The organism is Vallitalea longa, from assembly GCF_027923465.1.
GTDB lineage: Bacteria > Bacillota > Clostridia > Lachnospirales > Vallitaleaceae > Vallitalea > Vallitalea longa.
Genome location: NZ_BRLB01000005.1, coordinates 35,778 through 49,563 on the forward strand (window position 1 = coordinate 35,778; position 13,786 = coordinate 49,563).

At 30.6% G+C, this 13,786-nt stretch carries 7 protein-coding genes; 3 read left to right on the forward strand and 4 right to left on the reverse strand.

The window, feature by feature from the left end; all coding sequences use genetic code 11:
* The first annotated feature begins 342 nt into the window (after window positions 1-342).
* Window positions 343-930 (forward strand): GrpB family protein, encoded by a 588-nt coding sequence (locus QMG30_RS10705; protein ID WP_281815230.1) that lies wholly within the window; start codon window positions 343-345, stop codon window positions 928-930.
* 32 nt (window positions 931-962) lie between these two features.
* Window positions 963-1,580: an HAD-IA family hydrolase gene (locus QMG30_RS10710; RefSeq protein ID WP_281815232.1), complete on the forward strand. Its 618-nt coding sequence runs from the start codon at window positions 963-965 to the stop codon at window positions 1,578-1,580.
* 129 nt (window positions 1,581-1,709) lie between these two features.
* On the opposite strand, the gene QMG30_RS10715 is transcribed toward QMG30_RS10710, so the two are convergent.
* The 4 genes from QMG30_RS10715 to QMG30_RS10730 form a co-directional block, all read right to left on the reverse strand.
* Window positions 1,710-3,662: an S-layer homology domain-containing protein gene (locus QMG30_RS10715; RefSeq protein ID WP_281815233.1), complete on the reverse strand. Its 1,953-nt coding sequence runs from the start codon at window positions 3,660-3,662 to the stop codon at window positions 1,710-1,712.
* A gap of 323 nt (window positions 3,663-3,985) precedes the next feature.
* Complete coding sequence (locus QMG30_RS10720) at window positions 3,986-7,489, reverse strand: GLUG motif-containing protein (protein WP_281815234.1); 3,504 nt, start codon at window positions 7,487-7,489, stop codon at window positions 3,986-3,988.
* Complete coding sequence (locus QMG30_RS10725) at window positions 7,486-9,954, reverse strand: efflux RND transporter permease subunit (protein ID WP_281815236.1); 2,469 nt, start codon at window positions 9,952-9,954, stop codon at window positions 7,486-7,488. Before QMG30_RS10725 ends, QMG30_RS10720 begins: the two co-directional genes overlap by 4 nt.
* 158 nt (window positions 9,955-10,112) lie before the next feature.
* The gene (locus QMG30_RS10730) at window positions 10,113-11,333 is read right to left on the reverse strand and encodes an AraC family transcriptional regulator (protein WP_281815238.1); all 1,221 of its coding nucleotides are present in this window, start codon (window positions 11,331-11,333) and stop codon (window positions 10,113-10,115) included.
* Between the two features lie 119 nt (window positions 11,334-11,452).
* On the opposite strand from QMG30_RS10730, the gene QMG30_RS10735 reads away from it, so the two are divergent.
* Window positions 11,453-13,741 (forward strand): glycoside hydrolase family 2 protein, encoded by a 2,289-nt coding sequence (locus QMG30_RS10735; protein WP_281815239.1) that lies wholly within the window; start codon window positions 11,453-11,455, stop codon window positions 13,739-13,741.
* Window positions 13,742-13,786 lie beyond the last annotated feature (45 nt).

The following is a 13,786-nucleotide window of genomic DNA, read 5'->3' on the forward strand; positions in this document are numbered from 1 at the left end:
TCCATCAAAAAAAGACGGAACAAATAAAGCAATTAGTTTTTTGTTGTGAGAAATGATATGTTTATAATCTAATCTCATCAAAAAGTATAAAAAATAAATTACTTATACAAGATTATTATATCACTGATTTTATAGGGTTGCTATATTATCTTTAAATACAAAATTATTAAGATTGAAAAAGTAATTGATGAGCAAATTATTTTTATTATACAAAGCCTTTTAATTAGCTTTCCTACATAGAATATCGAAGTGGGAAAGTTGAGATATTGATTAATGCTTATGTATAGTATAAAATCATAGATAGAGATAAACATTAAAAATAATATTAGCCGGGAGGTATGTATGAGTAAAGAACTATCAGAAATGACTCTAGAAGAATTATGGAAATTATTTCCTATCATCCTTAAAAAACATAATCAAGACTATAAAAATTGGTATGAAATAGAAAAACAACATCTTCTTAGTTTTATTGACAAGAAAAATATTATGCGTATTAATCACATTGGAAGTACTGCTGTTGAAGGATTGATTGCAAAACCTACAGTTGATATTTTATTGGAAGTAAAAAAGGGAAGTAACATAAAAGATATAAAAGATATCATTTGCAATAACGGTTGGATATTGATGTCATCTCAAGAAGAACCATATATGAGTTTGGTATTCAACAAAGGATATACGAAAGAAGGATTCGCAGAAAAAGTGTATCACTTGCATGTACGTTATTGTGATAATTGGAAAGAATTATATTATAGGGATTATCTTATAGAACATAAAGATGTTGCTGAAGAATACGGAAAACTGAAACTGGGATTACAGAAAAAATATGAGCATAATAGAGATGGATATACTAACGCTAAGTCAGACTTCATCATGAAATATACTGAAATAGCAAGACAAGAATATTGTGACAGATATAAACCAGTAGAATAGTTCAAAAAAATATAACATGGGAGTGAACATAAGTGTATAAACATATTATTTGGGATTTTGATGGTACGTTATTCGATACATATCCAGTAATGGCTAAGGCTTTTAAAAAAGAACTAGAACAAGAGGGAATAGAGGAGTCAATGGATGAGATACTAAGATATATGAAAGTGTCAATATCTCATACAATACAACACTACAAAGAAATATATGATATTGATGATGAATTCATACAAAGATATACTAAGCAGAGAAGAATCACGGAAATGGAGTTATGTAAACCATTTGATGGGATAGAGGAGATATGTAGATATATTAACACTACTGACAGAAATAATTATTTATATACACATAGAGGTGAATCAGCATTGAAGTTTTTGGAGAAATATCATATGTATGAGTATTTCACTGATTTCATTACATCACAAAATGGATTTCTGAGGAAGCCTAGTCCCGATGCTATTAATTATCTTATTGATAAATATGATATCATGCATGATGAAGCAATAATGATTGGAGATAGGGATTTGGATATTCTATCAGCCAAAAATGCTGGGATACATACTTGTTTTTTAACTGATGGAGATGGGACGGATAGTATTGCTGATTATACAGTCAATAATATTGAGAAGTTATATTCTATAATAGAATAAAAAAGCAGTTGTAAAATACTACTTATTCTTGTAATCAATTATTGCTTATAAAACTTAGTAAAAAGAAAACATTAGAAATTGACAAGAATTTCTAATGTTTTCATATATATTATAGAAAATATTTATTTCCTAATTGCAGAATAAATTATAAACCGCTGTATAAGCTTCCTCATAAGTAAAGTAATCTTTTGGCAAGAACATGTTATCACTGTTAGCTGTAACTAGCTTTTTGGAAGTTGCATAATTAACACTTTCTTTAGCCCAACTGCTTATTTTATCATTATCAGCATATTGATAAGGAGTATAATTCATATCTTTACCTAAGATAGTTGCTGTTTTATATAATATGGTTGCCACTTGTTCTTTTGTAAGAAGTCCATCAGGATTGAAACGACAGTCACTGACTCCGTTGATTATACCTAATGAATGTAAATCGAATATGAATTCATAGCTAGTATCACAGAATGGATAATTAGAGTCTATTTTACATTCTCCGCCACCTGCTATACTCATATCATAGTACCAATTTTCTTTTAAACCTTTACTTTCAACAAATTCAGCTAAAGTCATATTTGTGTGTTTTTCTATTAATTTACTAATAAGTACGCAGAAATCTGTACGAGTGATATTTGATGTATATAGTCCAACAAAAGCATCACCTTCAGGAATCAATCCTGATTTAGAGGCATTCTCACATGCAGTTTTTAAAGAATCACTTACAGTTTGAGGTAGAGTATTGCCCCATAAATTATTAGAAGAAGTTACGCATTTTGCCTTTTCTACTAACACTCTATCCAATAGATCAATTTTCTTTTTCAGAGGATAATTACTATCATTCATCATATTAAGTCTCAATTCCACTGCATTATCTTTTGTGAGTTCTTCAAATAGGGTAGCGAAGTCTTCTGAGTAGTTAGTAGTACTATAATCTCTTACAAAATACTTGTAATGTTCATCTGTCCACTCGTTACATCCTTCATTTTGGTAACCTAATCCATTGTTTATACTAATCCATTCATCTTTTAACTTATTGTAACCGTAAATTTCATTAATATATTTATGTACGTAATGACCCATCTCATGTCCTATGGTCCAGTCAGCAAAGCTGTCTCCTATAGGGTTAGGATAATAGTTGAGAGTTATATTACCTTTGTCAGAGAAACTTCCACCTAGATTAGTTTGTTTGTATTGAAAATTAACTATAGTATCAATTCCTTTTGCTTTGTAATAAGAAGTCATTTCTTTTATTAATCCATCTGGAAATCTTGAATATATTTTATCCATCATACTAAGTAATGAATCTTTGGGCCAGAATCCATCTTCTACTTTTATTGTTACTCCATATTTCTGTTCTAGAGCTGCCTTATCCATTTTTGGATATTCCATCTTGAACACTTTCTTTTCTTCTTTTGGGTCATCAAAGGATTGTCCTAATGTTATACTATTATGTCCGTTCTTCAATTCTTGTAACATAGTTTTTCCTTTAGATTCGGTAAATGCCTGTAAATATGGTTGATCTAGATTATCATCTGGTAGATCGAAGAAGATTAATGCAATAGTTCCGTCATCATAAGAATCTGAAGGCTTGAATTCAGAAAAACGTATAGGTGTTTCTTTATTAGGGTCATATCTGAAATCTTCATTAGCATAGAATACTTGAGGTTCCATATAGTATGTATAAGGATCGGCCTCATAACCTTCATCTCTATAACTGCATTCAACTACTTTATCACAACTGGTCATTCCTATAGTTATTTCACTATCTTGATAAGTTAATCCATCTTCTGTTCCTAGATATTCTAATTTTATTGAGCCTGTTTCAACAACTGGAATGATATATGTAGTTTGATAATTGTCATATATTGGCTTTGAATATACATTTACTTTACCAGGTGCTATCTGTTCACCTATTACACCGTCGATAGTAATTCTTACTTTCATTATTTCACCAAAATAGTTACTGTTGTGAACGACACCTTCCCAAATCAATGTCGCGAAATTATCGTCTGTATTAGCATATGACTTGCTTGGAATAAGGAAAATAATGAGTATGAAACTTAATAATAATGATTTGTTTTTCATGTTGATACCCTCCGTTTGTCATTTGTAGTGTAAACTTTACATAATAAATGATATTACATTATTGTATATTTTAATTGAAAATACCATTATTATGATAAAACCATATTAATTTTGATTATTTAGTCAATTAATGTAACATTTATTATAAATATATTGTATAAGTGATTTGAAATAATGTCAATTACAATTAATAACTTGATAAATTTTAATGAAATAAAAATATAATATATATTATGCAAAAAAGAAAAACCATAAATAGTTTTGCGAATATCTTTTATAAATAAATTTAATCGCAACTATTTATGGTTTAATAATCAATGTTTTTATTTCTTTTTATGAGTTTTTTTCTTTTTGGGAGCTTTTTTAGTTTTGCTGGTTTTCTTTGCCTTACTAGCTTTTTTAGCTTTTCTTGCTTTCCTTTTCTTTTTCATTATCATAAAAAGAATGAAAACCAATAATATGCCTAAACATATATATAGTGTTTTGTCTGCTTCTTTTTCAACAACAGCTAATTCAAAATTCTTTGAATCGGTTTCAAACAATACATAACTACCATCTACTGTTGTTTTTAGTTTTTTCCATTTATCATTTGTTTTTTCATATAATAGTATTTTATTTTTAGTATCAGGTTTCAACAATCTGTAAGCTGAGGCTTTATTTTCAGTGGTATTCAACATAACTCGCCACTGTTCAATTTGAGGCCTATTATTAATCTTTTTGTTAGTACAATTTATTTCTTCAACTTTAAGATTATCATCTTCATTGAATTCGCCTTCTACTAATAATTTAGGCTGAGGATTTGTTGAATCTGAAGATAATACTTGTATCATAGGAGTATAAATCGCATCAAATGTTCTTGAAAACTCTAATCCACTATAATCATAATCAGGCCATGTTGCATAATAACCTTTTTTTGCAGGAATATCAGGTATCTTATCTAGTTCTATGGAATCTCCATATTCAAAAGGGATTACTTCAATAATTTCATCATCAGCTTTGAATATTAATTCAAATGATTTAAATGTTTCAGGTAATCTTTTATTCAATATGAAATTTTCATATGACTGAGGCATAGCTTTATTTCCATAGCTTATACCATCAACTCCGGCAAGCTCACTTTCAACAAAGTAGTTTTTATCAAAATTACCTTCAATTTTTCCTGCTATAGCTCCTGAAAATTCTTTAGATTCATCAATTTTGACTAGTGAAAAGCAGTTGAATATATCAGTTCCATATCCAGTTATTCCACCAACATAGTCCCTTCCGGTTAATTCACTTAATGAATAACAGTTTCTGATCACACTATCAGATGAACCTGTTATACCACCAGTGTAATCACCATCAATGTTTTCTATGTATCCGTAATTTTCACTTGAATATACTAAGCCTAAATCCATTCTACCGATTATTCCGCCTACATAATCTTTTTTGGCTTGGACATTACCTTTATTTATTGATGACATCAAAAGAGCTTTTGTCTGATATTTGAAGTTGAATGATTGCTTTCCTTTATCAACTATATCGTCTTCAGGGTCAAAATCATATTCAATAGCCATTGAACCTGCAATACCGCCTACATTTACATCACCTAATATATCTGCCTCATTATAGCAACCTTTAACAATACCTTTTTCTAGAGAATTTTCGATAATTGTTAGATCGGATACATCTTCAAATATATCTGTATCGTCAAAGGATAATGTATCAAGAGTATCTCTTATGATATCAGCTATAACTTCAATTTGAGAATTTATTTTTCTGAGATTATCAAAAAAAGTTTCTGATTCATTCTTGACCTCACTATTCAATAATGTTAAATCATTAGATATTTTGTCTATTTCTTCAAATAGCAAATCACTACTTTCAGTTGCGTAATCTTTTAATTCAGGTATTTGTAATTTTTCATAATCATTATATTCCTCTATAATAGATTTAATATTATCTATACCATCCGTACATTGATCTGTAGCTTTTGAAAAATAGTCCATACCGTTAGAGAAATTCTGCATACCAGAATTTACTGAATCGACTGCATTATTTACATCATCAAGAGCGTAATCCAGATCTTTCGAACCATAATATAAGTAATCGCAAAAATCTCGGAAATCTTCCATAGCAGCTTTAGTCCATACAAGAGATTCACGTACTAAAGTTTGATCTCTCTTGAATTCTCTTTGATATATTTTCAGAGCATGTTTGATTTTTGGTATACCGGAATCAAGATGTTCTGACATGATTTCAAGCTGTTCACGTAATCCGTCAATAAATTCTATCCAATCTGGATTAAGAGGAGGATTAAGATTTTCTAATAGTGATGCAATTTGGTTAAGTGCTTCTATACCTGCATTAACAGCTGTATGAAGATCATCTAACCCACTGTCGAGTTCATCTATAGCTTTATCGAATTGAGGAGAATTCTTTGCCGCTCTTTCAAGTAGTTTCATAGATCTTGCTATATTATCAAATGCTGAATTAGCGCATTCTGCAGCATCATTCAAATCTTCAAAAGCATCATCTATATCATGTATACTTTTTCTTATAGAAACAGAAGATTCCGCTAGTTCATCAAAACCATTTCCTATCTCATCAAAACCATTTGTCAATTGGTCAGATGCGTTCTTGAAGTAATCAATGACAGGTTCCATTTGGTCGACAGCATGATTTATTCTGTCTATACCAGTATTGACTGTAGATGTTGAATCATCAATATAATCAGTTGTATTATTTAATAAATCTTGCATTTGATCACAGGCAGAAGAAGTAAGGCTGTTCAAGCTATCCAAACGGTTTTTTACTGTTTCTGTAGATTGGTCACCGTTATCAATCAAATCTTGTACCATGTTGTTTAGAGTCACTAATTCATCATCAATATCTTCTAGAGTATCTTCTGAAAATAGAAGTCTGATATATGGTTCTGCTTGTCCTGCTATACCAGAAACATCTTTTCTTCCTTTTACTGTAGCATAGTTTTTACAGTTGTTGATGTAACCTGATTGTCTTCCAGCGATACCGCCGATGTTGTAACCTACGTGATGATAACCAACTTCTCCATGGTTTTCACTAGATTCCACAATACCTTGGTTGTAACCAACAATACCACCTGTATCTGTTTGGGCATTTACATTTTCAGTTGAATTTAATTTACTAAGGTTTATGTTTTGTATACTGTAGGAAGCCATATCATTGTTTGGGATGGAATCATCAGTTGTATTGACTTCACTTTCATTGGTACATTCGGTTATATAACCTATATTTTGTCCCACAATACCACCAGTATAATGTTCACCAATAATATTACCGTAGGATATACAGTTCTGTACTATACCAGATTTATTGTTGTATCCGACAATACCACCTATACTTGTTGTTCCGGTGATATCTCCACTAAAAGAACAATTGAAAATATGTCCCTTATTAGTACCGACAATACCACCGATTTCTTTTTTAGAACCAAGAGGTTTTATATTACCTTCAACAGAAAGATTTTTTATTACACCATCTTCTTCTAGATATCTGAATAAACCTTGATTAGTGCCGTATGTATTATTATCAAAACCACTTATCTTATGATTATCGCCATCAAATATACCTGAGAAACTTGGTATCATCTTGAAATCTGTATTAGATAAATCTATGTCAGCCGTTAATTTTACTATTTTGTTTTTGGAGTAAGTATCTAAAGTACAATTTTTGGATAACTGAACTAAATCTTCAGCTGTCTTTATATATATTATATTAGAAGTTGTTTCTGCCATTGAATCAGTAGTCAATGATAATATGATTGAAAATGTAAGTACAATAGACAGACAAAAGTTTAACTTTTTCATTTGACAACCTCCTCTTCAGGTATTTCTTCTTCTTCTATTTCAATATCTTGGTCATCTAAGGATATGCCTCCAACTTCAACAATCCCTTTAACTTCACCTTTGATGACACCTTTAATTTCGGCATCAACAAATCCTTCTACGTATCCTTTTAATTTACCACTCATCCTTAAATTACCTCTATGTACTGTTATTAATCCACGTCTTTTTAGAACAAATGCAGTCTTTTCAATTATTTTATCTCCAAATAAAAGTGTTTGAGGAAGTACACCCATAACTAATATGAGAGAGATTACTGTACCTCTTCCTAAACATGTTCCAATAGAAGAAATAGCATAATCAGATGTTATTCTTCCGATTAATAGTCCTGCAGATGCTAGAATACTACCAGATGTAATTATAGTAGGAAATGCCTGGTTCAATGATGTTATCATCGCTTCGTTTATAGGCATATATTTCTTTAATTCCATATATCGGCTGGTGATTACTATAGCATAATCGATTGTTGCACCCATTTGGATAGATGTAACAACTAAGTAACTCATAAAAAATATGTTAACGTCTTGTAAAACAGGGAAAGTAAAATTAATGAATATACTTCCTTGTATAGTTAAAACAAGTAATACCGGTACACCTGCTGATTTGAATGTAAATAACAGGATAAGCATAACAAATAGAGCTGACAAAATACTAATAATAAGATTATCTGTTGCGAATGAATCACCTAAGTCATTATCACTTGTGGTATTCCCTGCAAAATAGACATCATCATAATATTTGTGAGCTATGGTATGGAATTTATCCAGCCATTCAAAAGATTCTTCGCCTTCTTCAGGCATGTTTAAGTTAAGCAATAACCTAGAATAATCTTCACTTTCTAGCTGAGCTTTACCTTCGCACAACTGTTCATAGAGGTCATTCATGGTATTTTCTAATTCTTCATCCAGTGTAAAATATCCGGCTTCTTTTTGATCATATAAAAACATGAATATATCTATTAATGGTACTCCATAATCATCAACACCGTTTATTAACTTACTGTACGAACCTTGTTCGACAGCATAAGCTTGATATAGTAACTTACATAATTCGATATCTATATCCACCATTTCCGAAAGCTGTCTTGGATTTAATTTATCCGTAACATAGTATCTGTCATCTACTTCGGTACTGGCAAGTCCAAGAGTTGAATCAGTTACTTCTAATTGATCATATTCTCTTAATAATTTTCCTTCCAACTCATAATCACCAGAAGGAACAATTACAGCTAATAAATTATTGGTTCCGAAGGTTTCATCAATCTTTTTCTTAGCAATCTGGGTTTCATTCTGTTTAACTGTAGTTAATGTAGTGTAACCATATACATAATTGGTTTGACTAGACAAGTAAAATGCACCTATTACTATAATAACGAATAATGGTGGAATAATATATCTAGTTTTAATTACTAATTTTCCCCAATAAGTGATTTTGGGTACAAAATTCTTATGTTGGGTTTTATCCATTGCATTACTGAATACCATTAAAAGTCCTGGCATCAATGTGAAAACAGTCAACAAACTAAACAGTAATGCTTTTATTAAAACAATACCCATATCAAAACCTATTTCAAATTGCATGAACATAAGAGCCATTAGACCTGATATTGTAGTTAAACTACTTGATGAAATTTCAGGTATAGCTTTACTAAGTGCTTTTATTGCAGCTTTTCTTGCTGGTAGATGGACTCTTTCTTCGGTAAACCTATGGCATAGTATAATAGCATAATCAATAGCTAAAGCTAGCTGTAATACAACGGCAATGGAATTAGATATGAATGATATCTCACCATATAGGAAATGAGTTCCCATGTTAAGTATTGCGGCTACACCAAAAGTGATTACTAAAACTGGTATTTCCATATAAGTTTTGGATGTAAATAATAAAACACCCAGAATAATGAATATCGCTATTACTAATACAAATTGTATTTCTGCTTCTAGTGAAGCTACAGAATCTTCAGTAATGGTACTGGATACATAATGATCGTAGTCATCTATATAATCAAGAACTTCATTCATTGCATTCTGTGTTATTTCATCTTTATCTTCACCTTTAAACGAAATTGAGTAAAGTGCTGAAGCAGATTTGAAGTGGTCTGTACTATCATCAAAGTCAATTCTTGAGACACCATCTATTGCTTCCAAATCTTCTTTAATGTGAAGTGCCTGATCATAAGTGATGTTTGAAATCATAACACTGGCAGTACCATAAGTAACAAATTCTTCTTCCATTAATGTAAGACCTTGTCTTGTTTCTGTTGACTCGGGTAAATAAGTTGTTATATCATTATTAACTGATACCCAAGATTTGGAAAAAACACAAAAAATAACTAATATTGTATAAAGTAAAAAGAAAGCGTTTCTTTTGTCAACAATCTGAGTTGAAATTTTTTCCATGACTGATACTTTATTTTCTTCGTCGTTCATATGCAACCCTCACTTTATGTAGTATTAAAATGTATAAAAGAAAGTATAAAACAAATTCAACATTTATACAATAGTCAATTTCCAAGAAATGTATAAATTAGTAGAATTAATTAAATAAATAATGATTTTTTTAATATTTGTTAATTTGTTTTTCCTAATTATTTTTGATATTGTGTTGGTGAGATATCCATATATTTCTTAAACATCTTAGTATAATGAGCTGGAGAACTATATCCAAAAGTATATGCGATGTCACTTATAGAATATATCTTTGATTTCAGTAAATATAATGATTCTTCTATTTTTGTTTTATGGATAAATTCAGTAGGGGTCATATTTAGTTCTTTTTTGAATTTACGGCTAAGATGTTCTTTGCTCACATGAAGTTCTTTTGCTATATTTTTCAGACTTATATGTTCAACTAGGTGTATTCTTATATAATTTATGGCATTAGTTATTAATTCGGAGTATCCTTTCAGAGCATATTTTTTTACTGATTCAGCATAGGTCATCATAATTTCTTGATCCAATTTGGCAATAGCTTCAACACACATCTGTTTTTCAATCTTAACAGCAAAATTATGAGAAAGCCCATGAGCGGTACTTTGATTTAGACCTCCTTTTAATGCAGCGCGTAAACATATGGAATTAAATGAAATGGACAAGTTTTTACTTTCTCTAAGAGGATCACTAGGAAACCTGGGTGGTATCGTCATTGAGTTTTCTAGTTTGGATGAAATGCACTTAATAAAATCAACATCACCTATTTCTATAGCATGCAATATTTTTTCTTCTGATGAATAATTATGCTGTACGAAATCAAAAGTTTTGAATTTCTTTTCAATAGATTGTGCTTCTTCGGGTAGAAGTACTGAATGATCTTCTCGTATGATTTGAGGAAGATGAGGTTTCAGGGGAAGATAATCAAGAAATATAGAAGCAATCCTTGCAATCTGTATATGATCATAATATGGAACAATTTCGTAAAAGGATTCAAGTATGAAAATATTATCAGCGCTTAGTTTCATCTTATATCCCATATATTTAATTTCTTCTGCCACAAGATGTTCTGTAATGAGTGGACCTAGAGTTATAGTATAGTAAGCATTATTTTCATCTATTATTGCCCATGTAAGATAACACATTTTGAAGGGGTCTATATAGTAATATACTTGGTTATCAATTAATGAGTCAGTTTTGAGGGATTGTTTATCCTTCATAAGCCTTGATACTGAATCTTCTATATAATGGGTTAGAAAAGTGGGTATGGTCAATTTGGAAAACGTGATGGTTTTATCATCTATAGATGAATGGATATATAGATTACTTGGTATGAATGTCATTAAATTTTCGCATTTTATCTTTAGATCATTTATCATTTTATCACTTCCTATCAATATTATATAATATTATATCAATATAATATATGAAAAACCAAGTGAGGGCAAGATATAATTAATATAACAAGGAAACTATTATCTAGAAAGGTGTGAGAAAAATGAGTAGAGTGACTAATATCAATAAAGGATGGAAATTTGTTCTTAAAGAATGTGAAAGAGAATCATTAATAGTAAGTGAAATGAAAGAAATTAAACTTCCACATACATGGAATGGTATTGATGGTCAAGACGGAGGTAACGACTATTATAGAGGTGTTGGATGGTATGTTAAAGAACTGGAAATTGAAGAAAATCATCATGGTAGGATATTCCTTGATTTTCAGGGTGTGAACAGTGTTTGTGATGTGTACTTGAATGGACAGCATATGGGAAAACACGAAGGAGGTTATTCAGGATTCAGATATGATATCACAGACTATGTTTCTAGTGATAATATTTTGGAAGTTGCAGTTGATAATAGTCATATTGAAGATGTTTATCCGCTTTTTGCTGATTTTACTTTCTATGGGGGAATTTATAGAGATGTAAATATTATTTATACAGATGATATACATTTTGATTTATTAGATTTGGCTTCATCAGGTATATACGTATCTCAGAAAAATATTACTAATGAAAAAGCAGAAGTCAATATACTCGCAAAAGTAGTGAATAGTGGTAATCCTTCAGAAGTTGGTTGTCAAATTAGTTGGGTTGATGAAAATGGAGGAATCATTTTAACTGATGAACAGATAAAAACTATAGAAAAGCAAGGGGAATTCAGTTTTGATATTGAGATACATAATCCTAATTTATGGAATGGTATAGAAAATCCATACTTATATAATGTGATTGTTACTCTTGCTACTGGTAATGAAGAAATAGATAGAAAGGAAATTCCTACAGGGCTTAGATATTTTAAGTTTGATGAGCAGGAAGGTTTCTTCCTTAATGGAAGACATATGAAACTTAGAGGTGTAAGTCGTCATCAAGACAGAGAGAGTGTAGGTAATGCACTTACCGAAGAGCATCAAATAGAAGATATGGAACTGATTAAAGAAGTTGGCGCTAATTCAATTCGTCTTGCGCACTATCAGCATAACCAATTTTTCTATGATTTGTGCGATAAAGCTGGTATGGTAGTATGGGCTGAAATTCCATATATTTCTAAGACATCAGATATTGATAATACAGCTTCTAATGCTATTATACAAATGAGAGAGTTGATAAGACAGAATTATAATCATGCATCTATTTTAATGTGGGGAGTACAGAACGAAATTGGAATTATGGAAGAAAAGAAATCTTTGGAACAAATCGTTAGAGAAATACACGATGTGGCAAAAGAAGAAGACACAACGAGGGTTACGACACAAGCACAGGTAATGATGACTCCAGAAGATGACCCATCTCATTATGTAACAGATATAATGGCATGGAATAAATATTATGGATGGTATGTTGATGAAGTAGAAGATTTTGAAATATTCATTAATAGTTTTAGAAGTAAGAACCCTAACAGGGCTTTTGGTATATCAGAATATGGTGCGGAAGGTATCTTGAGCTGGCATACTGATAATCCAAAGGTTAAAGATTATTCAGAGGAATATCATGCTTTATATCATGAGAAAGCATTGAAGATATTTAACAAATATGACTTTGTATGGGGTACATATGTATGGAATATGTTTGATTTCGGTTCTGATATGAGAGACGAAGGTGGGGTTAAAGGACGTAATAACAAAGGACTCGTGACTTTTGATAGAACTACAAGAAAAGATGCTTTCTATTGGTATCAATCTATGTGGAGTAAAAAACCTATGATTCATATTAATTCAAAGAGGTTTGTGGAAAGACATACTGATAATATAGAAGTAAAAGTTTATAGTAATCAAGACAATGTTACACTGATGAATAATGGTAATCCTATTGAATTACTTAAAAAGGACGGAACAATATTCTTATTTAGAGTAGATTTAACTGAAGGTGATAATGAAATAGTCGCAGTAGCTGGTGATTTAAAGGATAGTATTATATTTAAAAAAGTTGCAGAAAAAAATATGAAGTACGTACTTCCAGAAGAGGAAACCAAAAAAGGTATAATGGTAAATAATGATGAGAATGTAAAGAATTGGTTTAGCATGGATCTCGATGAGACAATAGAAGATTTTGAATTTAAAAAAGGTTATTATTCAATAAAAGATAAGATTAGTGCAATTCTTGAAAATGAAGAAGGAGAAAGTGTATTGCGCAAATATCTATGTTCAATGTTAGAACATGAAATGTTTAATATGATAAAAGGAATGCCTCTAAGTAGCGTATTCAGTTTACAAAAAGATATGTTCCCCAAATTATTACAGCTTAATGTAAATAAAGAACTATCAAAGATAAAAAAAGATGTAATTTAAAACTAAGTCAATCAATCCATGGAGCTAGGGGGCTCCATGGTGTTT

Coding starts and splice junctions, on each gene's coding strand:
- QMG30_RS10715 (WP_281815233.1), bottom strand. CDS start 3,662: ATGAAAAACAAATCATTATTATTAAGTTTCATACTCATTATTTTCCTT.
- QMG30_RS10735 (WP_281815239.1), top strand. CDS start 11,453: ATGAGTAGAGTGACTAATATCAATAAAGGATGGAAATTTGTTCTTAAA.
- QMG30_RS10705 (WP_281815230.1), top strand. CDS start 343: ATGAGTAAAGAACTATCAGAAATGACTCTAGAAGAATTATGGAAATTA.
- QMG30_RS10730 (WP_281815238.1), bottom strand. CDS start 11,333: ATGATAAATGATCTAAAGATAAAATGCGAAAATTTAATGACATTCATA.
- QMG30_RS10725 (WP_281815236.1), bottom strand. CDS start 9,954: ATGAACGACGAAGAAAATAAAGTATCAGTCATGGAAAAAATTTCAACT.
- QMG30_RS10720 (WP_281815234.1), bottom strand. CDS start 7,489: ATGAAAAAGTTAAACTTTTGTCTGTCTATTGTACTTACATTTTCAATC.